This is a genomic window from Microbacterium sp. Y355, from assembly GCF_059445345.1.
In genome coordinates, this window is sequence record NZ_JCAIUD010000001.1 from 3349145 (window position 1) to 3373868 (window position 24724).

The 24724-nt window shown below is 65.9% G+C and carries 22 protein-coding genes; 14 read left to right on the forward strand and 8 right to left on the reverse strand.

Annotation, left to right across the window (positions count from 1 at the left end):
• Positions 1–4 precede the first annotated feature (4 nt).
• Both phnC and AC1C2O_RS16095 read left to right on the forward strand, forming a co-directional pair.
• Entirely contained in the window at positions 5–898 is an 894-nt protein-coding gene (phnC, locus tag AC1C2O_RS16090; protein WP_495431448.1) for a phosphonate ABC transporter ATP-binding protein, read from the forward strand.
• Positions 895–2703 (forward strand): PhnE/PtxC family ABC transporter permease, encoded by a 1809-nt coding sequence (locus tag AC1C2O_RS16095; protein WP_495431449.1) that lies wholly within the window; start codon positions 895–897, stop codon positions 2701–2703. Before phnC ends, AC1C2O_RS16095 begins: the two co-directional genes overlap by 4 nt.
• 91 nt (positions 2704–2794) lie before the next feature.
• On the opposite strand, the gene AC1C2O_RS16100 is transcribed toward AC1C2O_RS16095, so the two are convergent.
• From AC1C2O_RS16100 to AC1C2O_RS16115, 4 genes are all read right to left on the reverse strand, one after another.
• Positions 2795–3202, reverse strand: a complete 408-nt coding sequence (locus AC1C2O_RS16100) for a DapH/DapD/GlmU-related protein (RefSeq protein ID WP_495431450.1) — start codon at positions 3200–3202, stop codon at positions 2795–2797.
• A gap of 79 nt (positions 3203–3281) precedes the next feature.
• Positions 3282–4055, reverse strand: coding sequence for a DNA-formamidopyrimidine glycosylase family protein (locus AC1C2O_RS16105; protein WP_495431451.1), 774 nt, complete (start codon positions 4053–4055; stop codon positions 3282–3284).
• Between the two features lie 33 nt (positions 4056–4088).
• Positions 4089–4859 carry an EI24 domain-containing protein gene (locus AC1C2O_RS16110; protein WP_495431452.1) on the reverse strand — a complete coding sequence of 257 codons (771 nt, stop codon included), beginning with the start codon at positions 4857–4859 and terminating at the stop codon, positions 4089–4091.
• A 21-nt stretch (positions 4860–4880) separates the two neighbouring features.
• Positions 4881–9521, reverse strand: coding sequence for an ATP-dependent helicase (locus AC1C2O_RS16115; protein ID WP_495431453.1), 4641 nt, complete (start codon positions 9519–9521; stop codon positions 4881–4883).
• A gap of 99 nt (positions 9522–9620) precedes the next feature.
• Between AC1C2O_RS16115 and AC1C2O_RS16120 the strand changes: the two genes are divergently transcribed.
• Complete coding sequence (locus AC1C2O_RS16120; protein WP_495431454.1) at positions 9621–10250, forward strand: hypothetical protein; 630 nt, start codon at positions 9621–9623, stop codon at positions 10248–10250.
• Between the two features lie 54 nt (positions 10251–10304).
• Here the strand turns inward: AC1C2O_RS16120 and AC1C2O_RS16125 are convergent, their stop codons facing one another.
• Positions 10305–10487, reverse strand: a complete 183-nt coding sequence (locus AC1C2O_RS16125) for a PspC domain-containing protein (RefSeq protein WP_495431455.1) — start codon at positions 10485–10487, stop codon at positions 10305–10307.
• Positions 10484–12178: an ABC-F family ATP-binding cassette domain-containing protein gene (locus AC1C2O_RS16130; RefSeq protein ID WP_495431456.1), complete on the reverse strand. Its 1695-nt coding sequence runs from the start codon at positions 12176–12178 to the stop codon at positions 10484–10486. The genes AC1C2O_RS16125 and AC1C2O_RS16130 overlap by 4 nt, the downstream gene beginning before the upstream one ends.
• A gap of 276 nt (positions 12179–12454) precedes the next feature.
• On the opposite strand from AC1C2O_RS16130, the gene AC1C2O_RS16135 reads away from it, so the two are divergent.
• Positions 12455–13732 (forward strand): endonuclease/exonuclease/phosphatase family protein, encoded by a 1278-nt coding sequence (locus AC1C2O_RS16135; RefSeq protein ID WP_495431457.1) that lies wholly within the window; start codon positions 12455–12457, stop codon positions 13730–13732.
• 67 nt (positions 13733–13799) lie between these two features.
• Positions 13800–14063, forward strand: coding sequence for a hypothetical protein (locus tag AC1C2O_RS16140; protein WP_495431458.1), 264 nt, complete (start codon positions 13800–13802; stop codon positions 14061–14063).
• On the opposite strand, the gene AC1C2O_RS16145 is transcribed toward AC1C2O_RS16140, so the two are convergent.
• Positions 14052–14738, reverse strand: a complete 687-nt coding sequence (locus tag AC1C2O_RS16145; protein WP_495431758.1) for an alpha/beta hydrolase — start codon at positions 14736–14738, stop codon at positions 14052–14054. The genes AC1C2O_RS16140 and AC1C2O_RS16145 overlap by 12 nt on opposite strands.
• 36 nt (positions 14739–14774) lie before the next feature.
• On the opposite strand from AC1C2O_RS16145, the gene AC1C2O_RS16150 reads away from it, so the two are divergent.
• The gene (locus AC1C2O_RS16150; RefSeq protein WP_495431459.1) at positions 14775–15374 is read left to right on the forward strand and encodes a DUF4916 domain-containing protein; all 600 of its coding nucleotides are present in this window, start codon (positions 14775–14777) and stop codon (positions 15372–15374) included.
• A 187-nt stretch (positions 15375–15561) separates the two neighbouring features.
• Here AC1C2O_RS16150 and AC1C2O_RS16155 read toward each other — a convergent pair whose 3' ends face one another.
• The gene (locus AC1C2O_RS16155; RefSeq protein ID WP_495431460.1) at positions 15562–16299 is read right to left on the reverse strand and encodes an SDR family NAD(P)-dependent oxidoreductase; all 738 of its coding nucleotides are present in this window, start codon (positions 16297–16299) and stop codon (positions 15562–15564) included.
• 210 nt (positions 16300–16509) lie between these two features.
• On the opposite strand from AC1C2O_RS16155, the gene AC1C2O_RS16160 reads away from it, so the two are divergent.
• From AC1C2O_RS16160 to AC1C2O_RS16195, 8 genes are all read left to right on the forward strand, one after another.
• A complete protein-coding gene (locus tag AC1C2O_RS16160; protein WP_495431461.1) occupies positions 16510–18231 on the forward strand; it encodes a dihydroxyacetone kinase family protein in 1722 nt (573 codons plus the stop codon).
• A 1-nt stretch (position 18232) separates the two neighbouring features.
• Positions 18233–18688 (forward strand): ribose-5-phosphate isomerase, encoded by a 456-nt coding sequence (locus tag AC1C2O_RS16165; protein ID WP_495431462.1) that lies wholly within the window; start codon positions 18233–18235, stop codon positions 18686–18688.
• Between the two features lie 9 nt (positions 18689–18697).
• A complete protein-coding gene (locus tag AC1C2O_RS16170; RefSeq protein WP_495431463.1) occupies positions 18698–19450 on the forward strand; it encodes a triose-phosphate isomerase family protein in 753 nt (250 codons plus the stop codon).
• A gap of 29 nt (positions 19451–19479) precedes the next feature.
• Positions 19480–20202 carry a GntR family transcriptional regulator gene (locus AC1C2O_RS16175; protein ID WP_495431464.1) on the forward strand — a complete coding sequence of 241 codons (723 nt, stop codon included), beginning with the start codon at positions 19480–19482 and terminating at the stop codon, positions 20200–20202.
• A 117-nt stretch (positions 20203–20319) separates the two neighbouring features.
• Positions 20320–21267 carry a sugar phosphate isomerase/epimerase family protein gene (locus tag AC1C2O_RS16180; protein WP_495431466.1) on the forward strand — a complete coding sequence of 316 codons (948 nt, stop codon included), beginning with the start codon at positions 20320–20322 and terminating at the stop codon, positions 21265–21267.
• A 42-nt stretch (positions 21268–21309) separates the two neighbouring features.
• Positions 21310–22281, forward strand: coding sequence for a 3-hydroxyacyl-CoA dehydrogenase family protein (locus AC1C2O_RS16185; protein ID WP_495431467.1), 972 nt, complete (start codon positions 21310–21312; stop codon positions 22279–22281).
• A gap of 12 nt (positions 22282–22293) precedes the next feature.
• Entirely contained in the window at positions 22294–23064 is a 771-nt protein-coding gene (locus tag AC1C2O_RS16190) for an SDR family NAD(P)-dependent oxidoreductase (protein WP_495431469.1), read from the forward strand.
• Positions 23065–23254: 190 nt separating this feature from the next.
• Positions 23255–24637: an MFS transporter gene (locus AC1C2O_RS16195; protein WP_495431470.1), complete on the forward strand. Its 1383-nt coding sequence runs from the start codon at positions 23255–23257 to the stop codon at positions 24635–24637.
• Positions 24638–24724: the final 87 nt, after the last annotated feature.

The window sequence follows — 24724 nt, forward strand, 5'->3', positions numbered from 1 at the left end:
TGAAATGACGACCAGCGACACCCCCGCCGTCCAGATCACGGATTTGGGAAAGACATACCCCGGAGCCGCGCAGCCGGCACTTTCGGGGGTGTCGCTGGCCGTCAATCCTGGAGAGATCGTGGTGCTGCTCGGGCTCTCCGGCTCAGGAAAGTCGACGCTGCTGCGCCACGTCAATGGGCTGGAAACTCCCACAGCGGGATCGGTTGTCTCCCTGGGGGAGGCAGTTCCACAGCTGCGCGGGCCTGCGCTTCGCGCGCTGCGCGGCCGTATCGGATTCATCTTTCAGCAGTTCGAGCTCGTCGGTGCACTGAGCGTGCTGGAGAACGTGCTGACCGGCGGGCTCTCGTCGTTGCGCGGCCCTCGCGTCGGCATCTTGACGTACCCGCGCACGATGCGCGAAAAAGCGCTCGGTCATCTCGAGCGGGTCGGGCTTCTTGACCTCGCCTACCAGCGCGCAGACACCCTCTCCGGCGGTCAGCAGCAGCGCGTCGCGATCGCCCGCGCGCTGATGCAGGACCCCGAGATTCTGCTCGCCGACGAACCTGTCGCCTCCCTCGACCCCGAGTCGAGCGGCCAGGTCATGGCACTTATTCGAGAGATCGCGGCCGAACGTTCGCTGACCGTCCTCTGCTCGCTCCACCAGGTCGACCTCGCGCTGAGCTGGGGCGACCGCATCATCGGACTGCGTGGCGGCACGGTAGTGCTCGATACTCGTACAGACGACCTCACACGCGAAGAAGTCATGGAGATCTACGGCAGGGTTGCCACTACCACGAGCGAGATGGATGCGCTGGAAGACGAGCTCGCCGAAGCGCGTGAGCAGATCCGAATTCGGGAAGAGCAGCGCGCCGCCCGCGAGCGTCTCGCCGAGGACTTCGCTAACGAGGAACCTGCATGACCGCGCTTGCTCCCCGCATAACGCTGGTACAACGCCCGGCTCCTCGGCTCTCGACGATCGTCTCCTATGGCACGATCATCGCGATTCTCGGTATCGGCGTGTGGTCTTTCGTCGCGCTCGACTACAGCATCAAGAGCATGGAGATCACCAGGGGCAACATCAATCGCTTCCTGGCGATGGCCACACCTATGCAGTGGCCGGGTTGGGACGTCACCGGTGAGCGCCAGTCAGACGGTACGACCGTCTTCACGACCACCTGGGTCGGTTTCGAGCCGATCTGGCAGATGTTCCTCACGATCGTCATCACTCTCGCCCTGGTCATCGCGGGTACCGCGCTCGCCGCGGTGCTTTCGATCCCGGTCGCATATGGCGCCGCACGCAACACCACGCCCCACATCGCTGTTCTGGCGCTGTGCCGCGGCGTGGGCGTCATTGCGCGCGCGATTCCGGACGTCGTGTTCGTCGTCATCTTCGCGTTTCTCTGGTTCAACTCAGGGACGCTCCCCGCGATCATCGCGATCGGACTCCATTCGGTCGGAATGATCTCGAAGATGTTCGCCGACGCGATCGAGCAAGTCGACGAGGGCCCGCGGCTCGCAATCCGCTCTGCCGGCGGATCGAAGTCGCAGGAGTTCTGGTCAGGAGTCGTGCCGCAGGTGCTGCCGGCATGGGTGGCCGTGACGCTGCACCGCGCCGACATCAACCTGCGTGGAACCGTGATCCTCGGCGTTGTCGGTGTCATCGGCATCGGCTATGAGCTCGATGGCGCTCTGCACGGTGGGCCCGCAGGCATGCGTCGCGTCATCCCCATCGTGGTCATCATCATTGCGCTGTGTGTGGTCTTCGAGATTGTCTCGTCGCTGCTGCGCACGCGTCTGCTGGGCGTTCGTCCGACGGGCAAGGGCATTGGCGACACGGTAGCCCGCGCCGTCTCTCGCAGGGGCTCCGGCGACGTCCGATCGGCGACGGCCATCGAAGCCAAGACGCAGGACCGCAACGCTCGGATCGAAGCGGCGATGCATCGCCCCTGGAATCGCGAGCGGGTCGGCAACACCATGTGGGTGTGGATCGGCATCCTGGTCGTCGTCGGGGCTTTCGTCTATGCGGCGCCCGACGTGTCGAAGATGTTCACCCCTGCATGGGACGAGATTGTGAACCCGGAGCGCGACCGTGCCATCTGGCCGCCGCACTTCGGCAGCAAGAGCTGGGCGGATGTGCTCGCCGCCGTCATGACGACGATTCAGATCGCGTTCGCAGCGACCCTGATGGCCACGATCATCTCGGCTGTCGTCGGCCCGCTGTCTGCACGTAACGTCGCGCCGAACAGCTGGGTGCGCAACACATTCCGCGGCATCACGCTTTTCATCCGCGCGATCCCCGACCTCGTCGTCGCGATCCTGTTCATCATTGCCGCTGGCATCGGTCCTCAGGCCGGTGCGCTCGCGCTCGGAATCGGTGGCGTCGGTCTGCTCGCGAAGCTGATCGGCGACTCGATGGAGGAAGTGCCGAACGGCCCGGAGCGTGCGCTTGCGGCTGCCGGAGGGACGCGGGCTCAGGTGTTTTTTGCATCCACTGTTCCGATGTCTGTGCCTGCGCTGGTGAGTCACCTGATGTACTTGCTCGAGCAGAACATCCGGTCCGCGACGCTGCTCGGCATCGTCGGTGCCGGCGGTATCGGTTTCCTTCTGATGAACGCTCTGCAGGGGCGTCATTTCGACGAGGTGCTCGCGTATGTCCTCGTCATCATCGGGATGGTTGTGGTCGTCGAGAGCGCCTCGATCTTGATTCGCCGCGCGCTCAAGTAACCCGACAATACAAAACCACGCCGAGACGCATTGCTGTCGTCTCGGCGTGGTCTTTTAGTTGGTGGGTCGTTGTTGGTTGGGTGGCGCCGTGTCAGGCGGCCAACCAGAGGCCCTTGAAGTCGGTGGTGATGCGGAGCCCGGCGGCGACGATCTCGTCATCACCGATGCGTGCGCCGCGAGCGATGAGTGCGCCAGCGCCGATCTCGGTGCGGACGCCGATGTGAGCGCCGTCGCCGACGGCTGCACCCTGACCGATGTGCGCGTGCGCGTCAATGTACGCGTTTTCGCCGATCGTGGCATCCGGTTCGATCCATGCGCCGCGTGCGAGTATTGCTCCCGCGCCGATGCGCGCTCCAGGTTCGACATAGGCGCCGGTTTCTACGACAGCCTTTGGATGCACCTTCGCGCCGTGCGCTACTAGGCCGCGACCATTGACGTGCTTGCGGTAACGCAACGTCGTACCCTGGTCGTTCTCGATGTCGATGTAGTTCTTACCCAAGATTCCTCCGTTCCCGGACACCTCCGGATATATGAACAACCGCGGGAAGGCCCGTTTCATTCCCGAATGGGGATGCTGCTCAGCTCTGACACGACGGGCACCAGAAGGTGATGCGTTCTCGGGTGGGATCTGCACCCTGTTCACCGCGCCGGATCCGTGCGCCACACCGGCGGCACGCGCGGTTCACGCGCCCGTACACCCAGGTGTTCTGACCGGGGCGTGCGAGGCCGGTGAAGGTACGTTCCGGTCGATCGCGGTTGGCGCGGATCGTGCGTGCGCCGAGATCGACGAGCGCTGGCGTGTCGACCTCGGCGGCGGGCGTCGTCGGCAGGATTCCGCGCAGGAAGAGGAGTTCGGCGGCATACACGTTGCCGAAGCCGGCGACATTGCGCTGGTCAAGCAGGGCGACATGGATGCTGCGCGAATCGGCGCTCACGCGACGGGCAGCTTCCGCGGCATCCCAATCCTCGGAGAGGGGATCGGGGCCCAGATAGTCGACCAGGCGGCCTTCGTCGCGAGTAGGAAGGAGTTCGATCTCGGCGATGTCGACGCCGACGGCGTCACGCTCTGCGATTCCGACGATCGCGCGGACTTTGAATGCCGGATGCCGCCACTTCTCGCCCTGGCGATAGAGGTGCCAGGCGCCGTCCATGCGCAGATGAGAATGAAGAGTGTGATCGCCGATGCGCAGCAGCAGATGTTTGCCGCGGGGAGCGCAGCCAAGAATGGTGGCGCCGGTCAGATCGGCGATTGCGAACTCGGGGACGCGCAGATCGAATCGGGTGACCTCGTGCCCCGCGAGCGCGTCATGAAGGCGTCGCGCGGTGCGATAGACGGTGTCGCCCTCAGGCATGGGTGGTCGTCGTCTCAGGCATAGCTGGTCGTCTCACGCATGGGGAGACGGGCCGGTCGCTACTGCTTCAGCGGCGGCCCGCTCGGTGAGTGCTCGCGCGAGGATGGTCGACCCAGCGACCGCCGCAGGCATCGTCACGATCGCGCCGAGGGGGATCAGGAAGCACAGCTGGGTTGCGACGCCGAAGCCGATGACCCTGGCGCGTCCGGCGCCGAGCAATTCGGAGCGGGTATAGGTCGTGATTCCTCGGGCGTCGAAGGCGCGACTGGTGAGTTCCCTGGCGAGGAGGCGGCCGGAGAGGACAACGCCGGTGACTGATGCGAGCACACCGCCGACGAGCGGGAAGAAGCCGATCACGAGGATGAGCAGCGCCACCAGGATGCCGAGCACTACCAGCCGAATGCCCTCGCCGATGGTGGTCCAGAACCCGGTCTTTCCGGTGGGTTCATCACCGCCGAGCGACCGCTCGACGCCGCGCCAGATGCGTTGGTAGAACGGGTCGCCGATCGTGAGGGTGAGGGCGGTGAACACTGCGCCGGCGAGTGCGAGCGCCGCGATGAAGATGACGATGCCGAGCCCGACGCGCAGTGTTTCACGCCAGGGGCTGACCCAGCCGTCGGCAAAGGGCGTCGCCCAGTCGGTGATCGGTCCGAGGGTGAACCCCAGCGGAATGAGTGCAGCCAGCAGCACGGCCCACGCGATGAATGCGGGGATGAGCCCCAGCAGCATGAGCTTGGTGTGGGTCTTCCACATCTGGAAGCCCTTCAACAGGGTGCCGACGCCGATCCCGAACTCACGCAACATGGCTACAGCGTATCCATTCGTCTAGATCACTTTGCGCAGCGTGAAGCCGCGGGGAGTCGGTACGAAACCCGCTTCCTGCAGCACGCTGGCGAACAGGGTGCCATAGATCGGCTCGCCGTTGACCTTTTCCACGGTGAGCGTCTCGAGCCTGCGCGCACGAGACGTGGCGGCAAGGTCGGATGCCGCGGCACGCAGCACCTCTGGATCATCGTCGAATGCCAACACGGTGCGGCCGCCGCGTTCGAGGTAGAGCACGAGTGCGCCGTCGACGAGCACGACGAGCCCGCCGGCTTTGCGACCGGGTCGGTGCGAGACGCCCTCGCGGCGTGGCCAGCCGAGGGCAGCACCGTAGGGGTTCGCGGGGTCGGTCGCTGCGAGCGTGATGGCACGCAGCGGTGCCGGATCGGCAAGGTTCGCGAACGTACGCAGCCGATCGACAGTGGCGGATGCCGCGAACTGTGCCGCACCGAGCTTCTCGATCACGTAGCCGCGGCGGCAGTGGCCCGCCTGCTCGAAACCGGCGAGGATCCGGTACGCCTGAGCGAAACCGCCAGGCACACCCTCCGCCTGCACAGCGCCGCGCGTGACGACGCCGTAGCGATCCAGCAGAAGGCCGGCAGTGACGGTCGCGCGCCGCGCGGCATCCGCGGGATCGCTCACCGAGCCTGTGGAAGGGAGCACCGACCACCGCCCGCCGGTGATCGTCGGCCGCGGTGGGGTCTGCCCGGTGAACGACACGCCACGGAACGTGCGAGTGCGTGGTGCGCGCCGTACGGACTTGTGTGCCTGCGATCCTCCGGCAAGCAGCTGGCGTACCGGTGAGAACGTGTCGTTCGTGACGCGTCCCGACCAGGTGAGTGTCCACAGTGCGTCGAGCACTGATTGCTCGTTCTCGGCACCAACGCGCTCGCGCAGGTGAGCGGCAAACGAGGCGCCGCCTGTGCTGAGAGCCTCCAACAGGCGTCCTTCGAGTGAGTCGTCGGCGATCGCATCACCGAGAGTGCTGGGCTCTGGCAGGGTGAACGGCGCGAGATCCACCGGATGCAGTGACACCCATCCGTCGCGGCCGGGCAGAGTCCCTTGTCCCGCCCACACCACCTCGCCGCTTGCGGTGAGTTCGTCCAACAGCGCGGGGGAGTAGTCGCGTACGCGGGAGGGCAACACCAGCGACTCCCAGGCGCTCGCCGGGATCGGCACGCCGGCGAACTGCTCGATCACCGCAAGTACACCGTCGACGCCCTCGAGTGGACGGGTCAGGTGCTGCCAGTCGGGCAAGAATCGGGCGTATGCCTCGGGGGCGACGGGTTCGACGCTGCCGCGGATGGCGGCGAGCGACCGCATCCGCAGACGGCGCAGGACTTCGGTGTCGCACCACTCGTTCTCTGCCCCGCTGCCGGATGCCTCCGGCAGGAAGAACCCGCTCGTTACGCGTCCGGCGTGCTCCAGTCGCTGCAGAGTGTGACGCGCGACGGCGGCGCCGATTCCGAACCGGGTGGCGACGGCATCCGTCGTGAACGGTCCGTGCGTGCGGGCATGGCGAGCGACCAGGTCGCCGAGCGGATCAGTGAGGGGCTCAAGGAATGCAACGGGTATGCCGGTGGGCAGCGCCACCCCGAGGGCGTCGCGCAGGCGGCCGGCATCTTCGATCGCGGCGACACGTGGAGCGCCGGCGATCGTCACCGGGATCGCCCGGCGTGCAGCGACCAGGGCGTCGAGGTGCGCCGAAGCGTCGGCGGGCACTTCCAGCCGCGCGGCGACCTCGCCCGCATCCATCGGCCCCAGCATTCGGATCAGGTCGGCAACGCCCTCGAGGCCGCGCACTCGGCGCTCCGGGTCGAGGCGTTGGGCTTCGCGCTCGAACTGCGCAAGCACATCGGGGTCGAGCAGTTCGCGCAGCTCGACCGTGCCCAGCAACTCGCCGAGCAGGGCTGGATCCACCGACAGGGCCGCGGCCCGGCGTTCGGCCAGCGGCGAGTCGCCCTCGTACATGAAGGCGCCGACGTATCCGAAGAGCAGATCGCGCGCGTACGGCGAGGGCTGCGCTGGTTCTGTCTCGACGAGCCTGACCTTGCGCTCGGCGATCGCGGTCGTGAGACGGCGCAGCGACGGGAGATCGTAAACGTCCTGCAGTACTTCGCGTAGCGTCTCGAGGATCACAGGGAAAGTTGGATGCCGGCGCGCCACTTCCAGCAGCTGCGCCGAGCGCTGTCGCTGCTGCCAGAGCGGTGTGCGCTTGTTCGGATTCATTCGCGGCATCAGCAGTGCGCGCGCTGCGCACTCGCGGAAGCGCGAGGCGAACAGCGCTGACCCGCCGACCTCTTCTGTGACGAGATGCTCGATCTCGTCAGCGTCGAACACGAACAGTTCAGCACCCGGCGGTTCGGCGTCAGCATCCGGAATCCGAACGATGATGCCGTCGTCGCTTGCGACCGCCGATCCTTCGACGCCGAGGCGCTCGCGGACTCGTGCGTTGACCGCTAGCGCCCAGGGCGCGTGCACCTTCATGCCATATGGGGAATGCAAGATGACTCGCCAGTCACCGACCTCGTCACGACCACGCTCGACGGTGAGCGTGCGGTCGGTCGGGAGGGTGCCGGTGGCTTCTCGTTGTTCGTGCAGATGCGCGAGAAGGTTCATGCGTGCCTGCTCGTCGAGACCGGCTTCAATCAGTCGCTGCGCCGCTTTCTCCGGAGTGGCGGCAGACACCTCCCGGGAGAACGCACCGAGCGCCTCGCCGAGTTCGTAGGGCCGGCCGATGCCGTCGCCGTGCCAGAACGGCACTTTTCCCGGCTGCCCGTACGCGGGGAGCACGTTCACGCGGTCGTGTGTGATCTCGGCGATGCGCCAACTCGTTGTGCCGAGCGTGAAGACGTCGCCGACGCGCGACTCGTAGACCATCTCCTCATCGAGTTCGCCGACGCGCCGTCCTGCACCCTCGCCGGCGACGAAAACAGCGAACAGCCCGCGGTCGGGGATCGTGCCGCCACTGGTCACGGCGATCCGCTGAGCGCCTGGCCTGCCGGTCAGCGTTCCGGCATCCCGGTCCCAGACCAGGCGCGGACGCAACTCGGCGAACTCGTCAGAGGGGAATCGTCCGGCCAGCAGATCGAGCGTGGCTTCATAGGCCGAGCGGGGCAACGCCTGGAACGGCGCCGACCGCCTGACCGTGTCGAACCATTCCTCGACACTGATCGGCGCGAGCGCGCAGGCCGCGACGGTCTGCTGCGCAAGGATATCGAGCGGATTGCGCGGCACGGCGATTGCTTCGATCTTGCCTGCCAGCATCCGCTCGGTCACGATCGCGGTGTGCAGCACGTCGCCGCGATGCTTCGGGAAGAGCGCCGCCCGACTGATTTCGCCGACCTGGTGCCCCGCCCGGCCGACGCGTTGCAGACCGGATGCCGCGGACGGAGGCGCCTCGACCTGGATGACGAGGTCGACCGCTCCCATGTCGATGCCGAGTTCGAGACTGCTGGTCGCGACGACGCAGCGCAGGATGCCGGATTTCAGTTCTTCCTCGACGAGCGCGCGCTGCTCCTTGGAAACGGAGCCGTGGTGGGCTTTGGCGAGCACAGGATCGGCGCCGGCGGTTGCGCCTGCCTGAGCCATCATCTGAGCGGGTGGGGCTGTCGACACCGGGAGTGGGGCTCCGATGCGCTCTGAGTAGATCTCATTGAGCCTGCCGGTGAGTCGCTCGGCAAGACGCCGCGAGTTCGCGAACACGATTGTGGAGTTGTTCTCGAGGATGCGGTCGACGATCGCCTCTTCGACGTGCGGCCAGACCGACCCGGTCACCTCTGTGTATTCGGCCGGGTCATCATTCGTGGATGCTGCGCCGGGTGGAGGCGGCGGATTGGACATGTCGTCCATCGGAACGACCACGCTCAGTTCGAACGTCTTCGACGCTCGCGGTGCCACGATCTCGACGGGCGCCGATCCACCGAGGAAGCGTGCCACTTCGTCGATGGGGCGCACGGTCGCTGAGAGGCCGATGCGCTGTGCGGGCACGGCATCCGATCGCGCCGCTCGACGCAGGGAATCGAGTCTCTCGAGGCTCACCGCGAGGTGCGCGCCACGTTTTGTGGCCGCAACGGCGTGCACCTCGTCGATGATCACCGTGTGCACATCGCGCAGCGTCTCGCCAGCGCGGCTGGTGAGCATCAGATAGAGCGATTCCGGCGTGGTGATGAGGATGTCGGGCGGGTTCGTGACGAGCTTGCGGCGATCGCTGGATGTGGTGTCGCCGGAGCGCACGCCAACGGTCACGGTCGGGGCCGCGATTCCGAGTCGGCGCGCGGACTGGCCGATACCGACGAGCGGGGAGCGCAGGTTGCGTTCGACGTCGACGCCGAGCGCCTTCAGGGGCGAGATGTAGAGGATGCGCGTGCGCGCAGCGTCGGGCTTGGCAGGGCCAGACTCGGCGAGACCGGTGGCATCCGCTTTCTCCCGAAACACGCTGTCGATGGCCCAGAGGAACGCCGACAGGGTCTTGCCTGATCCGGTCGGTGCGACGACGAGTGCGTGCTTTCCAGCCGAAATTGCCTCCCACGCGCCGACCTGAGCGTTCGTCGGCGCAGCGAACGCACCCCGGAACCAGTCTTGGGTCGCCGGGGTAAAACGGTCGAGCACATGTTGCGCCGAGCCTGTCGAAGCGTCACCCATCCCTCCATCATCCAGGGTGGGACTGACATCCGGCTCGTCGGTGCAGGATCCGTTCTGACCGTCCGCGATGGCGCACTGGATTCCCAGTAGCGTGGCTTCATGGATGATTCCGCGTTCGAGAGTCTCTACGGAACGTGGGCGCCGCGCACACCAGCGGACGCGGCCCGTCTGTTCGAGGGGTATCCAGGCGTCTGGTGGATCGCCGGAGGCTGGGCACTCGAGGCCTTCAGCGGGGTGAGTCGTCATCATGAGGATCTCGATCCGTCAGCGTTGCGCGCAGATCTCGCCCTTCTCCGCAGCCATCTCGCCGGACGCCTGCATGTGTGGGCCGCCTTCTCGGGCGCGTTGAAACCTCTGGCCGCCGACGAGCGCCCGAATGCGTCCGCCGATGATCTCCTGCCAGAAGGATGCGGGCAGCTCTGGACCCGTCCTGATGCCGCGCACCCCTGGGAATATGACATTCTCCTGAGCCCTGGCAGAACTGAGGAATGGGTCTACAGGCGCGACTCGACAATCCGACTACCGATGGCCGACGCGCTCTGGGCGCGCGATGGCATCCGCTATCTGCAACCAGAGATCCAGCTTCTTTACAAGGCTAAGGGGCAACGCCCCAAGGATGAGGTCGACTTCGCCGCCACCCTGCCGTTCCTCGACGCCGCACGTCGTGACTGGCTGCGACGCACGCTCGAGCGGACGATTCCGGGGCACACCTGGCTCCGAGAGCTGTGATCGCCAGCGGTCCTCAACGCTCGATCACGGATTTGCTGGGAGATCGCCCACGGATCAGGGTTCGCTTGGAACGATGACCCAGAGCAGGATGTATGCCCAGAGCGACAATCCGGCGAACAGCACGGCAAGCACCGTGATCACGCGAACCGTCGTCGGGGTGACGCCGAACCGTGTGGCGAGCGCGGCGCACACTCCTGCGATGACGCGACCCTGCCGGGGTCGTACGAGAGGATTCATGCTCCCATCCTGCCTTGCGTGACCGTTCGACAAAACCCCTGCCCGTCGATCTCCAGTGTGAGGTCAAGCTCGAGCCGCGCGAGGAAGGCGTCGTCGTGGCTCACGACCAGCACCGCACCGCGGTACGCGCGCAGAGCATCGACGAGCTGATCGACCGTGTCGAGGTCGAGATTGTTTGTCGGTTCATCCAAGACCACGAGGTGTGGCGCAGGGTCAGCCAACAGCAACTTCGCCAGGGCCACACGGAAGCGCTCGCCGCCGGACAGCGTGGCTACCGGGCGATCGCTCGTGTCGCCTCGAATGAGGAAGCGGGCCAGGCGATTGCGTAGTTCCTTCTCGGGAATGTTCGGCGCAGCCTCGGCGATGTTCTCGACCACCGAACGGGATTCGTCGAGCCCATCGATCCGCTGCGGCAGGTACCCGATGCGGTCGGTGTGGGAGGTCGCCCGCACTTTCGGTTCATAACTCCTCAAAGAATCGCCAGTCTGGAGGGGATTCGGCCGATCTAGGTCGATCCGCGGCATTTCTGAGGAGTTGTGAACGGCATCAGCCACCAGTCGCTGGAGCAGCGTCGTCTTGCCGACGCCGTTCCGGCCGATCAGTGCCACCCGCTCGGGCCCCTGGATCACCCACGACATCTCTCCGTCGCTGATCGTGGCGATGCGGCGAGAACGTGAGACTCCTGGATCGGGCAGCTCGATCTTCATCGATGCATCACCGCGCACCCGCCGACCGGCCTCGTCGAGCGCTGCGCGCGCGTCATCCTCTTTCTCCGCGACCTCGGTGCGCAGCTTTCCTGCTGACACCTGGGCGGCCATCTTTCGGCCGTTAGCGACGATCTTCGGCACGCGCTTCTCAACGAACGCCTTGTTCGCCATACGTGCGCGGCCTGCGAGCTTTGTCTCGGCCTCGATCCGCTGACGCTTTTCCTTTTTAAATGTCTGCTTGGCATCGCGTTCGGCCTGACGTGCGGCGTTCTGCTCGCCATCCAGCCACGCGCGCCACGCGGAGTACGGGCCACCGAACACACTCAGCGTGTGTGCGTACAGCTCGGCGGTGTCCTCCATCAGCTCGAGCAATGACACGTCGTGGCTGACGACGATCAGGGTTCCCTTCCAAGAGCGCACCATGTCGGCGAGCTTCGCTCTGGCGTCACGGTCGAGGTTATTGGTCGGCTCGTCCAGTAGCGTGATCGGCGCTCGCCGAGGACGGATGCCGGCAATCGCGACGAGTACCGCTTCGCCACCGGAGAGTTCGCCGACGTTGCGCTCGAGGAACGACGGATCAAGACCTGCCTCTGCCAATGACACCTCCGCGCGTGCCTCGATGTCCCAGTCGTCGCCGACGGCGTCGAAGTGCTCGGGTGCGACGTCGCCGGCGGTGATGGCACGTACGGCGTCGAGGGCATCCGCGACGCCGAGAAGCTCGGCGACTCGTCGATCGGTGTCGAGCGTGAGACGCTGCGGCAGATATGCGACATCGCCGGTGGCGGTGATGAACCCCGATGTCGGGGACAGGTCGCCAGCGATCAGGCGCAGCAGGGTGGACTTGCCTGAACCGTTGCGTCCGACCAGGCCGGTGCGTCCGCTGCCGAATGAGCCGGTGAGCCGGTCGAGCACGGTGGAGCCGTCCGGCCAGGTGAAGGTGAGGCGGTCAAGGGTGACCGATGCGTGAATGGTGGGTGTTGACATGGGTGTCTCCCGAAGATGTGCGGATGCACTGACACGGGTCGCCGCTCGACGCCGAGAAGGCGGAGGCGAAACCGGTGGGAAGGATCGTCGTGTCAGCGCGCGGAAAGAGGAGCGCGGGGGCGACAGATCAGATCAATGAACTTCCAAACACGGCGGACAGGACTTTTCGATGCTACCCGGGCGTGTCGCGCATCACAACCCTCGGGCGTGTCGCGATCGTCATCCGTTCACCGAGCGGTCTTCTGAATGTCACAGTTTCGAGTTAGCGTGGCCCGCATGATCACGCATCTCCGCGTCCGCGCGGCTGCTCTCGCAAGCCTCCTGGTCGTCAGTGCCGCCGTAGTGGCCGCCGCCCCGGCCGTGGCCGCACCTCCGCACTCGAAACCTCCTCACGCAGCGCACGGAGATGCTGAGTTGCGCTTCGCCACCTTCAACGCCTCGCTCAATCGAGGCACCGAAGGTGCGCTCGTCGCCGATCTCTCTGTTCCTGGTAACGCGCAGGCAGATGTCATTGCCGAGATCATCCAGCATTCGAACCCCGATGTGCTCCTGATCAACGAGTTCGACTACGCCGCCGAGGGCGACGCCCTGCGGTTGTTCCAGGAGAACTACCTGTCGGTGCCGCATGGCGACGCGGAGCCCGTCGAATACGCGTACCGATACTCTGCCCCGGTCAACACCGGAGTGCCCAGTGGGTTCGATCTGAACAACGATGGCGCGATCTCCGGGGGCGACGACGCCTGGGGCTTCGGTCTCTTCCCTGGTCAGTACGGCATGGCCGTCTACTCGAAGTACCCGATCGAGCAGGACGCGATCCGCACGTTCCAGAACTTGCTCTGGTCGGATATGCCCGGCGCCCTTCTCCCGGACGATCCCTCGACACCGGAGCCCGCGGATTTCTATTCACCTGAGGAGCTCGCGCAGTTCCCCCTGTCGAGCAAGTCGCATTGGGACGTGCCGATCCAGGTGTCGAAGAACAAGACCGTGCACTTGCTCGTCTCACATCCGACCCCGCCGACCTTCGACGGCGCGGAGGACCGCAACGGCCGACGCAACCACGATGAGATCCGCCTCTGGGCCGACTATGTCGCCGGGGGCAAGGCGGGGTCGTACATCGTCGACGATCAGGGCCGCAGCGGTGGACTCGGGCGCAATGAGCTCTTCGTGATCGCCGGCGATCAGAACGCCGACCCGAACGACGGCGACTCCACGGACGGCGCTATCCAGCAACTCCTCGAGAATCCCCGCGTGAACACCGCCACCGTACCGACCAGCCCGGGCGCGGTCGAGGCGTCCGAACTGCAGGGGGGAATCAACCTCGAGCATGTCGGCGACTCGGCACAGGACACGGCGGACTTCTCCGAGCCGCCGGGAAACATCCGCGTGGACTACGTGCTGCCCAGTCGCCAGATCCGCATCGTCGCCTCGGGGGTCTTCTGGCCGGAGTCCGACGACTCCCTCTCGCGCCTGACCGGCGTCTACCCGTTCCCCTCCAGCGATCACCGGCTTGTCTGGGCTGACGTCGACGTGCCAGGTGGTGGAAAGAGTCGCTGAGCTGCCGCATCACCAGATCCGTCGCTCGGAGGATGCCGCGGCATCGCCAAGCTCGTACGGTGGAGTCATGGCTGATAACGAGATGAGCGGCAGCGAGATGCGCCAGCGCATGAGCTGGGGTGCGGGCATCGCCATCGGCATGGGGGTCGGCGTCGCCACGGGGTCGGCGCTGGACAACATGGGTGTGGGAATCGGGATCGGGATCGCCAGTGGTGTGGTGGTCGCGATTGCGATCGGTTCGGTGGGGCGGGGACGCAGGACGGCTGACGATGATTCAGCAGACGACCCAGAAGGCCTTCCTGACGAGGATGACCCCGGCTCAGTCCGCTGAGCCGTCCCGCCACTTCTCCAGGAAGATCTTCACGTCGAGCAGTTCGCCCTCGGAGATGCTGTGGGTGAGGCCGGGGTAGACGCGTCCGGTGAGTTCGGAGTGATCAGGCAGCCACTGAGAAGTGTGGTCGATCAGTGGCGCGGGAATCACATCGTCATTCGTGCCTCGACCCCAGAACACCGGTGGACGTGATTCGCGCAGCGCCTCATCGTCGGGCAACTCACCGGGGGAGGCGTAGCCGCTGAGTGCGACGACAGCGCCGAAGCGCGCGGCATCCAGTCGCAGCGCCTGTAGCGACACGGCGGCGCCCTGTGAGAAGCCGAGCAACGCGATCCTCGGCGACTCGCCGGCCTTGGCAGTCGGTGCATCGCCGGCGTGGGCATCCAGCCAGCTGAGCACGGCACGCGCGGCGTGGGTCACAGCATCCGAATCTCGGCCGTTCAGACCGTCGATCGGATACCACGAGCGTCCGGGCGCCGGCCATGGCGGCGTCAGAGGCGCCGCGACGGACGCCACCGCGATGCGCTCAGGCAAGTAGGGGACGAGTCCGAACAGGTCGTGCTCGTCTGCGCCATAGCCGTGCAAAAGCACGAGCAACGGCAGGCCTTCACGGTTGTCGGGGGCCCAGCGCGTAGCATCCGCGTCGAGTGTCAGGTTCTCGCTCACACACACCATCCTGCCAGCAGGCGCTGACACTGGTAGAAAGGAGACATGTCTGTGCGTACACCTGATCCGGACCCTGAGGACTCCGATGACGATCTCTCTCAGTTCAGTGAGCTGCCCGCGGACGCGAGCAACCCAGGCTGGCTGAGCGAGGTCGAGCTGGCTGAGGCGCGACGACGCATACCCATGCTGTACGTCGAAGCGATTCCGGTGCGCACCGACGGGTCAGGCCAAGTGAGCGAGATCGGCATCCTGTTGCGGTCCACGCCGCTGGGCGAGATGACCCGCACCATTGTTTCGGGGCGAGTGCGCTACGGCGAACCGGTGCGCGATGCGCTGTTCCGGCACATCGAGAACGATCTCGGGCCGATGGCCTTCCCCCTGCTGCCGCCGCAGCCGTTGCCATTCACAGTCGCCGAGTACTTCCCTATGCCGGGGGTCAGCGCCTTTCACGACGACCGCCAGCATGCGGTGTCGCTGGCGTTCGTGGTGCCGGTGACAGGCACCTGCGAGCCGCGTCAGGATGCGCTCGAAGTGACCTGGTTCTCACCGGAGGAGGCGGCATCCGATGCCGTCGCCGCGGAGATGGAGGGCGGCCGAGGCACGCTCATCCGCCTCGCTCTCGCGAGCCTGGGCCTGCTGCGCTAACTCGGCCGCTGGCCGCCCCGGCGCCCCGCCCACTGACGCCGACGCCCCTTGTTCTCGCCGACGCCTCCGGATAGCGACGTAGGTACCGAGGGGCCTCGACGCCAGCAGGGGGCGCCGATGTAGGGCGCCGCGGCTAGGGGCGCCGGCGGTAGGGCGCGACGCCGATGCTGCGGGTCGGGCAGAGAACCTAGCCGGCGGTCACGCCGCCATCTGCGACGAACTCTGCACCGGTGGCGAAGCTGGCGTCGTCGCTGGCGACGAAGGCGATCAGTGCGGCCATTTCCTCCGGCTTACCGAGCCTGCCCATCGGCGTACCTGCGATCAGCATGTCGCGGTCGGCGTCGCCGAGGATCGGGGTGTCGATGAATCCGGGGTGCACGGAGTTCACACGCACGCCCTCCTTCGCCCAACCCAGAGCCGTGGTCTTGGTGAGCAGACGGACCGCACCCTTGGCTGCGTGGTAGGCGGGACTCACGCCAGAACCGACGATGCCGTACATCGAGCTGATGTTCACCACGGCACCGTTGCCGCTCTTCTTGAGAGCGTCGGCTGCGGCCTTCATACCGAGGAAGACGCTGGTCTGCGTGACCGCGACGACCTTGTCCCAGGTTGCGAGCGTGGTGACTTCGATCGGCTCGGTGTCACCGATGCCGGCGTTGTTCACGAGGATGTTCAATCCGCCGAATGCATCGACAGTCTTTGCCACGGCTTCGGTCCAGCCGTCTTCGCTGGTGACGTCGAGATGGACGAACAGGCCAGTGCCGCCGTTCTTCTCGATTTCTGCGACGACCTGTCCGCCGAGCTCATCCTGCACGTCGGCGACCACGACCGTTCCGCCCTCGGATGCGATGCGAAGCGCTGTCGCCTTGCCGATTCCGCTGGCGCCGCCTGTGACCAGTGCGACGCGACCTTCGAAACGAGTCATGATGTCCTCTTTCCTCAGTGAACAGCCGCCAGCACGGTGCTGTGGCCGTATATCCAGTACAACACATATCAGGCATTTCTATTCCTATGCATACAAATGACTCAGAGGGGGATCGGTTTCAGCGCATTCTCGGCAGAGCTATCCCATTTCCTATAGGATTACGTCGGTGGAATGCCCACGTGCACCCTTTTTCGCTCAGAGGAGACCGCAATGACGCGCTTGTTCAACGACCCGGACGACTTTGCCGACGATTCGGTGGCTGGCTTCGTCGCGGCCTCGTCGCGGTGGGTCCGCCCGGTGACAGGCGGCGTCGTCCGCTCCACCCGCGGTGCAGAACCCACCGTCTCGGTGGTTATCGGCGGTGGCAGTGGGCATTACCCGGCATTCGCCGGTCTCGTGGGCCCAGGCCTCGCACATGGGGCCGCCATGGGTAACCTCTTCGCCTCGCCTTCTGCGCACCAGGTGCACTCGGTGGCCACGGCTGCACACGAGGGCAGAGGTGTGCTGCTGAGCTACGGGAACTACGCCGGCGACGTCCTGCATTTCACGCAGGCACAGGAGCGGATGCGAACGGCGGGAATCGACTGCCGCACCGTCACCGTGACCGATGACATCTCCAGCGCCCCGGCCTCCGAGCGCGAGAAGCGCCGCGGCATCGCGGGGGATCTCGTCGTCTTCAAGATCGCCGGCGCCGCGGCCGAAGCCGGGTACGACCTCGACGGTGTCGAGCGTGCCGCGCAGCTCTCGAACGAGCGCACCCGTTCTCTGGGCGTCGCCTTCAGCGGCTGCACTCTTCCCGGTGCGCAGGAGCCGCTGTTCACTGTGCCGGAGGGGCGCATGGCCGTCGGCCTCGGCATCCATGGGGAGCCTGGAATCGACGAGGTCGACATTCCGACCGCAGCAGAACTCGCCGCTTTGTTCGTCTCGTCCCTGCTCGCAGAGATCCCGGATGGGGTCGCCCTCGAGGGTGCCAGAGTCGTGCCGATTCTGAACGGACTCGGCAGCGTGAAGTACGAGGAGCTCTTCGTCGTCTACGGCGCCGTCGATCGCCTCCTCGCCGAGGCAGGAGTCGTGGTGGTCTCGCCGGAAGTGGGGGAGTTCTGCACGAGCTTCGACATGGCAGGCGTCTCGCTCACGCTGCTCTGGCTTGACGCCGAATTGGAAGAACTCTGGAACGCGCCGTGCGACACCCCCGCGTTCCGCCGGGGTGCGGTCGAGGGTCGCATCGCCGTCGAAGTGACGCAGAGCGAGGCTGAGGAAGTCGTCATTGCACCAGCGAGCGAAGCATCGCAGGATGCCGCCCGCACGGTCGGTCGCTCCCTCACCGCTATGGCACTGATGTTGGATGCTGAGGCAGAAGAGCTCGGTCGGCTTGACCGCATCGCCGGTGATGGCGATCACGGAATCGGGATGCAGCGCGGCAGCCGTGCGGCAGCCGCCGCGGCTGCGCAGGCGATCGAGGCTGGTGCTGGCGCGCGCACCGCACTGCAGCACGCTGGCGATGCATGGGCCGACAAGGGCGGTGGCACATCCGGCGCGATCTGGGGCGAGATGCTGGTCGCGCTGGGTGCGGTGCTCGGCGACGACGAGGCCGTAGACAAGCACGCCGTCGGCTCCGGAGTGACCGGCATGAAGGATGCTGTCATGTCCTTCGGCAAGGCGAAGCCGGGGGACAAGACGATGATCGATGCGATCGTCCCCTTCGCCGACCGGCTGGTCGATCGCCTGAACGAGGGCGCTGCCCTCGCCGAAGCGTGGTCGGATGCGGCGGATGCCGCCACCTCGGCCGCTGAAGCTACCGCCCAGCTGACCGCGAAACTCGGACGCTCACGCGCGCACGGAGACAAGAGCCTGGGCACGCGCGACCCCGGGGCGGTCTCCTTCGCACTCATCTCACACACGGTTCTCCACATCCTGAAAGGGGATGACTGAAATGGCACTTCGATTGGTAATCGGCTCGGACGACGCAGGATTCGAGTACAAGGAACGCATCAAGGCTGACCTCCTGGCCAACCCGCTCGTCGCGGAGGTCGTCGATGTCGGCGTCGACGCGGACGGGCACACGAACTACCCCAAGATCGCGACGACTGCGGCCGAACGGGTCGCCGCAGGAGATGCGGACCGCGCCATCCTGCTCTGCGGTACGGGGCTCGGCGTGGCGATCGCGGCGAATAAGGTGTCCGGCATCCGCGCCGTCACCGCGCACGACTCGTTCAGCGTGGAGCGTTCGGTGCTCTCCAATGACGCCCAGGTGCTCTGCATGGGACAGCGAGTGATCGGCATTGAGCTCGCCCGCCGTCTCGCGGCGGAGTGGCTCACGTACACCTTCGATCCGCAGAGTGCTTCGGCCGAAAAGGTGCGCGAAATCTGCGCCTACGAGGGCAGCTGAGGCGCAGAGATGCTCATCGGCGCCAGCCTGAAGATGTACTTCTCCCTCGCGGAGACTGTGGCGTGGGCATCAGAGGTGGCGTCGATCGTTGAGGCGCACCCAGCGCGCGCGTCGCTGACGGCGTTCGTGATCCCGCAGTATCCGTCGATCCCTGCCTGCCTTGAGGCATCTGAAGCTCATGGTGGTGTGCTCGAGGTGGGGGCACAGGATGCCGCGACCGAGGATGTCGGTGCATTCACCGGTGAGGTGTCGGCCGCAGTTCTCGCGGAACTGGGATGCCGATTCGTGGAGGTCGGCCACGCCGAGCGGCGCCGGATGTTCGGCGAGACGGACGACGTCGTCGCTGCGAAGGTGCATGCGGTGCTGCGGAACGCCCTCACCCCTATTCTCTGTATCGGCGAGTCTGAACTCCTTGACCCCGCGGACGCGGCAGAGGTTTGTATCGGCCAGATCCGCTCGGCCCTCGCCGTCGCGGAACAAGCGGGTGTCGCGGGTCCGATCGTGGTCGCATATGAACCCGTCTGGGCGATCGGTGCGCCAGAGCCCGCTCATCCAGAGCACATCCGGGACGTGTGCGGTCGGCTCCGAACATACCTGGCGCATTGGGCTGGAGGGGCGTTTGTCATCTACGGCGGCAGCGCGGGACCTGGGCTGCTGACGCAGATCGCGGACAGCGTGGATGGGCTGTTCCTCGGTCGCTTCGCGCACGAACCCTCCGCGTTCCGTGACATCCTCGACGAAGTGGGTTTTCTGACGGCCTGACCGGCCGCAGAATGAGAGGGAGAAGCACGATGGTCACGGAAATCGACGGCGGCCTACGCGGGTTGGAAAGCACGATCGAGCGCAGAGGCTTGCGCGACCGCGTCTACGATCGCATCCTGCAGCTCCTGCTGAGCGGTGACGCGGCTCCTGGCGCGCGCCTGTCCATCGACACGATCGCCCGCCAGCTTGATGTCTCGCAGACTCCGGTGCGCGAAGCGATGGTCCAGCTCGAACGGACCGGATTAGTGACGAGGGAGGCCCTCAAGGGCTACCGGGTCGCTCCTCCGCTCGGCGCCGCGCAGTTGCAGGAGCTGTTCGACGCGCGCATCATGCTCGAATCGCACGCTGCACGCCTGGCCACCCCCGCGTCGCCGGCGATGCTCGCAGAGCTTCGCGCTGCGGAGGATGACCATCGCCAGATCGGTGGGAAGGTGATCACGGCCCTCCGTGCCGGAACGACGGACGTCACGTTGACGACCGCCTACTTCGCCGCGGATGCTGCGTTTCACCGAGTCATTTTCCTGCACTGCGGCAACCGCTACCTGACCGAGATGTCCGAGTCGCTTGGAGCGCAACTGCACCGGATGCGCCAGTCGGTGCTGCACGGTGTCACCGACGTTCGTGAGGCGATCGCAGAGCATGAGGCGATTGCCGACGCCTTCGCGGGGGATGACCCCGACGCGCCGGAGGCACTCATGCGCCGACACGTCGAGCAGGTCAGGGCTCGCTCTCTCGATCTCGAGCGGGGCTGACCCGGCACGATAGCGCCGGGAGCCGTCATCACGGCCGACGCTTGACCTTCGCACTATTTCCTATAGGATCTATGAAGACTCGAGAATAGTCGGGTCCCTCACGTCAACGGAGTCGTCATGACCGCAACGTCGCACCCCCTCACCAGCGAGAGCTGGCCCATCGCCGTCTGCATGCACGGGTTCTCGCCTGTCGCCCCGGATGGAACGCGTCTGCATGACGCGTCCTCAGAGACCTGGGATGGTCTCTTCCGCCAGGTCGAGCGGCTCGGCTTCACGGCCATCGAGATCGCAGACAGCCACATTCGCCCCTCCGAGCTCGAACCGGCCCGCCGTCAGGAGCTCGCCTCGATCGCCGCCGACCACGGCGTGAAGCTGATCTCCGTGCACGTCCAGCGTCAGAGCGTGATCGAACCTGGTAAGGGCGAAGAGAACCTCGCATACGCGCACCGTGCCATCGACGCCGCAGCCGAACTCGGCATGCAGGTGTTCTCGACCGGGCTGCACCAGCCGTTCACCGAGGCTCAGCGCAAGGCGCTGTGGTTCTGGACCGCGCAGGGACCGGTCGACCCGGACGACGCTGAGACGCGCGCGCTGGCGGTCCGTCGCCTCCGCGAACTCGGTGAGCACGCGGCATCCGTCGGCCTCCCGATGTCGCTGGAGATGTACGAGGACACCTACCTCGGCACCGCCGACAGTGCTGTGCGCCTGATCGAGGAGATCGGGCTGGACAATGTCGGCCTCAACCCCGACATCGCCAACCTCATCCGCCTCCACCGGCCCATCGAGAACTGGCGCGAGATGCACGAGAAGACGCTGCCGTACGCGAACTACTGGCATGTGAAGAACTACATTCGCGACGAGTCCGCCGACGGCAGTTGGGCGACCTCGGTCCCCACCAGCCTCGAGCTCGGACTCATCAACTACCGCGACATGGTCGCCCGCGCCGTTGAACTCGGGTTCAACGGACCATTCCTCATGGAGCAGTATGGCGGCGACAGTCTCGGCGTCTGCGCCACGAACCGCGACTACCTCCGCACGCTCCTCCCGGAGCCTGCGGGCGCCTGATCGACCTTCACACCTGATCGAAATTCTCAAGGAGACGAAGACATGACTCAGCAGGAACGCCCCGTCTACGCGGTGATCGGCAGTGGCTACATGGGCGGCGGTATCGCCCAGGTGCTCGCTCTGTCCGGTGCCGACGTACGCATCGCCGACGTCGACATCGAAATCGCCCGCAGCAACCGTGACCGCCTCATTGCCGAGGCCGAGCAGTTCGCGGCCGACGACCTCTTCCCTGCCGACGCCGCCTCGATCATCGCAGAGCGGGTCACCGCGACGACGATCGAGGATGCCGTCGACGGGGCATCCTTTATCGAGGAGGCCGTCCCCGAGAAGATCGAGATCAAGCACGCAACGCTGCGTCGCATCTCGGAGGCGGCTGCCCCCGACGCGATCATCGGCAGTAACACCTCGACGATCCTGATCGAGAAGCTGGCCGAGGCCGTGGTGAATCCCGAACGCTTCCTCGGTGTGCACTTCTCCAACCCCGCGCCGTTCATTCCTGGCGTCGAGCTGATCCCGCACGCGACAACGGATGCGGCGATCCTTCCCGTGGTCGAGCAGATTGTCGCGGCCACCGGCAAGGAGACCGCGCGCGTCAAGGATGCGACCGGCTTCGTGCTGAACCGCCTGCAGTACGCGCTCTTCCACGAGGCGACTCAGCTCGTAGAAGAGGGCGTCGCGACGCCTGAGGACATCGACACGATCGTCCGCACCACCTTCGGTTTCCGCCTTCCGGTGTTCGGACCGTTTGCCATCGCCGACATGGCAGGGCTCGACGTGTACTCGTTCTGCTACGCCTCGTTGCAGACAGAGTTCCCCGAGCGTTTCGCGACCCCGGCGTCGCTGAAGGCGCTCGTCGACGCCGGCAAGTTCGGCACCAAGTCCGGCGCAGGCTACCTCGACGTGCCGGCCGATCGCACGGCCGAACTGATCGCGTACCGGAACAAGGCCTACGTCGCCGTCAAGAAGCTGATGGACGAGCTCGGCCCCGCACCCATCCACCCCGCCCAGAGCTGAACGGAGCAGATCATGGCATCAGATTTCCCCGCTGAGCGCACCGCGATCCTCACCGGAGCGGCGAGCCCCCGCGGCATCGGCCGCACGACCGCCTTCTACCTCGCCGAACGCGGGTGGAACATCGGCATCATCGACGTCGACGGCGAAGCCGCCGCACGCACCGCTGCCGAGGTCGCAGAGGCACACGGTGTTCGCGCCGTCGGTGTCGGCGCAAACGTCGCGGACCGCGACCAGGCTATTGCTGCGGTGGACGCCCTGGAGAATGCTCTTCCGCAGGTGGTCGCGCTGGTGAACTTCGCAGGTGTCTCCTCGCCCGTGCCGTACCTCGAGGTCACACCGGAGGAGTGGCGCCGTGTGCAGTCGATCAACCTCGACGGTGTGCACTGGGTGACCCAGCGGGTCGCGCATATCCTGGCAGGCAACGGTATCGGGCGTGTGGTCGGGATCTCGTCGGTCTCCGCTCAGCGTGGTGGCGGCACGTTCTCAAAGACGCCGTACTCCGCCTCGAAGGCCGGCGTCATCGGACTCATGCGATCTCTCGCCCGCGAGCTCGGCCCGCTCGGTGTCACCGCGAACGTGATCTCGCCAGGACCGATCGATACCGACATCATGGGCGGCACTCTGTCCGATGAGCGCAAGACTGCCATGGCCGCAGACGGGGTTCTGCCCCGCATCGGGACGCCGACGGACATCGCCGCCGCCGTCGCCTATTTGATCAGCGAGGATGCCGGATTCGTGACGGGTCAGACCCTGAACGTCGACGGTGGCCTCTACATGCACTGATCCCACCTGCTCTGATTCCACCTGCGCTGAAGGAGAGATATCCCGTGTCCCAGTCCTGGTCCAAAGGGCGCATCGCCTTCCTTGTGATCGGTGTGATCTGCGTGGTCATTGGCCTCGTCATGATCATCCCGGCTCTGGGCAGCTGAGCCCGCTTCCTCGTGCAAACCTCACCACTCAAAGGAGAGTAACCGTGTCAGATTCATCACCCGGCCCGACCACGCGGACGCTGCTTACTAGTCCGCACCTGGCCAGCGGCATCAAGAAGGCGACCTACCGCCTGATGCCGATGCTCATCATCTTGTACTTCGTCGCCTTCCTCGACCGCACAAATGTCGGTTTCGCTGAGCAGGCGCTCGAAATCGATCGGGGGATCACGGCGGGGGCGTATGCGCTCGGGGCCGGTATCTTCTTCATCGGCTACGCGATCTTCGAAATCCCCTCGAACCTGCTGCTGGTCAGATTCGGCGCACGGTTCTGGCTCGCGCGGATCGCGGTCACCTGGGGAATTGTGGCCTCGATGTTCGCGTTCGTGAACGGCGAGACGATGTTCATCGTGCTGCGGTTCCTGCTCGGCGTGACCGAGGCCGGGCTCTTCCCCGGTGTGATCATGTTCCTGTCGCAGTGGTTCCCGAACAAGCGCCGCGTGCAGATGTTCGCGCTGTTCTACCTCGCGCAGCCCTTCTCGCAGATGCTTGGCGCCCCGCTGTCCGGCGGGCTCATCAGCTTCGGCGAGCAGGTCACGCCGTGGGCTGGGTGGCAGGTGATGTTCTTTGTCGAGGGCATGATGGCTGTCGTCGCGGGTATCGCCGCGTTCTTCTTCCTCGTCGACTCGCCGCAGAAGGCGAAGTTCTTGAACGATGACGAGAAGACCGCGTTGCGGCAGATCATGGAGCATGAGAACTCAGTGAAGGAGTCTGACGGACCACGGGGCATCGGCGCAGCGCTGGTGAACTGGAAGGTCTGGTACTTCACGATCATCTACTTCTGCCTGCAGATCGCGGTCTACGGCACGACCTTCTACCTGCCGCAGCAGGTGGCTGGCCTCATCGGTCAGGACGTCGGTTGGCAGGTCGGTCTGGTGTCGGCGATCCCGTGGGCGGTTGGCCTGTTCGCCTGCTACTACGTGGGCAAGCACGCGACCAGTATCCGGCGTCGTCGCGTCTGGGGTGCGCTGTTCTTCCTCTTGACCGGCGTCGCGATCCTCCTCTCGGCGTGGGCCGGTGCGAACGGACAGGCTCTGCTCGGCATCCTGGCGATCACGATTGCGGTCGCGGCTTTCCTGTCGGTTGGGCCGATCACCTGGTCGTTCCCGACCTCGTTCCTCACCGGAGCCGCTGCCGCAGCCGGTATCGGCCTGATCAACTCGCTGGGCAACCTCGGCGGCTTCGTCGCGCCGATCATGCGCACCGGCATCAACGAGTCGGTGCCAACCGAGAGCGGTGCGTGGGGCGTCGTCTCGCTCGGCGTCTTCGCCTTTCTCGCAGCCATCATGATGTGGGCCACGCGCTTCTTCAGCGCCAAGGCCGACGTGCTGCTGGACGAGGACGCGGCCACCGCGGTCCCGGGCCATTGAGCTGACGTGGGACGCGCATCGGGGGGTGCGCGTGCCACGTCGTCGGGTTGGTCGGTGCTCAGCCGGACCCGGCTTCCCGCGTGACAC

Coding starts and splice junctions, on each gene's coding strand:
- phnC (WP_495431448.1), top strand. CDS start 5: ATGACGACCAGCGACACCCCCGCCGTCCAGATCACGGATTTGGGAAAG.
- AC1C2O_RS16095 (WP_495431449.1), top strand. CDS start 895: ATGACCGCGCTTGCTCCCCGCATAACGCTGGTACAACGCCCGGCTCCT.
- AC1C2O_RS16105 (WP_495431451.1), bottom strand. CDS start 4,055: ATGCCTGAGGGCGACACCGTCTATCGCACCGCGCGACGCCTTCATGAC.
- AC1C2O_RS16110 (WP_495431452.1), bottom strand. CDS start 4,859: ATGTTGCGTGAGTTCGGGATCGGCGTCGGCACCCTGTTGAAGGGCTTC.
- AC1C2O_RS16115 (WP_495431453.1), bottom strand. CDS start 9,521: ATGGGTGACGCTTCGACAGGCTCGGCGCAACATGTGCTCGACCGTTTT.
- AC1C2O_RS16120 (WP_495431454.1), top strand. CDS start 9,621: ATGGATGATTCCGCGTTCGAGAGTCTCTACGGAACGTGGGCGCCGCGC.
- AC1C2O_RS16125 (WP_495431455.1), bottom strand. CDS start 10,487: ATGAATCCTCTCGTACGACCCCGGCAGGGTCGCGTCATCGCAGGAGTG.
- AC1C2O_RS16130 (WP_495431456.1), bottom strand. CDS start 12,178: ATGTCAACACCCACCATTCACGCATCGGTCACCCTTGACCGCCTCACC.
- AC1C2O_RS16135 (WP_495431457.1), top strand. CDS start 12,455: ATGATCACGCATCTCCGCGTCCGCGCGGCTGCTCTCGCAAGCCTCCTG.
- AC1C2O_RS16140 (WP_495431458.1), top strand. CDS start 13,800: ATGGCTGATAACGAGATGAGCGGCAGCGAGATGCGCCAGCGCATGAGC.
- AC1C2O_RS16145 (WP_495431758.1), bottom strand. CDS start 14,738: ATGGTGTGTGTGAGCGAGAACCTGACACTCGACGCGGATGCTACGCGC.
- AC1C2O_RS16150 (WP_495431459.1), top strand. CDS start 14,775: ATGTCTGTGCGTACACCTGATCCGGACCCTGAGGACTCCGATGACGAT.
- AC1C2O_RS16155 (WP_495431460.1), bottom strand. CDS start 16,299: ATGACTCGTTTCGAAGGTCGCGTCGCACTGGTCACAGGCGGCGCCAGC.
- AC1C2O_RS16160 (WP_495431461.1), top strand. CDS start 16,510: ATGACGCGCTTGTTCAACGACCCGGACGACTTTGCCGACGATTCGGTG.
- AC1C2O_RS16165 (WP_495431462.1), top strand. CDS start 18,233: ATGGCACTTCGATTGGTAATCGGCTCGGACGACGCAGGATTCGAGTAC.
- AC1C2O_RS16170 (WP_495431463.1), top strand. CDS start 18,698: ATGCTCATCGGCGCCAGCCTGAAGATGTACTTCTCCCTCGCGGAGACT.
- AC1C2O_RS16175 (WP_495431464.1), top strand. CDS start 19,480: ATGGTCACGGAAATCGACGGCGGCCTACGCGGGTTGGAAAGCACGATC.
- AC1C2O_RS16180 (WP_495431466.1), top strand. CDS start 20,320: ATGACCGCAACGTCGCACCCCCTCACCAGCGAGAGCTGGCCCATCGCC.
- AC1C2O_RS16185 (WP_495431467.1), top strand. CDS start 21,310: ATGACTCAGCAGGAACGCCCCGTCTACGCGGTGATCGGCAGTGGCTAC.
- AC1C2O_RS16190 (WP_495431469.1), top strand. CDS start 22,294: ATGGCATCAGATTTCCCCGCTGAGCGCACCGCGATCCTCACCGGAGCG.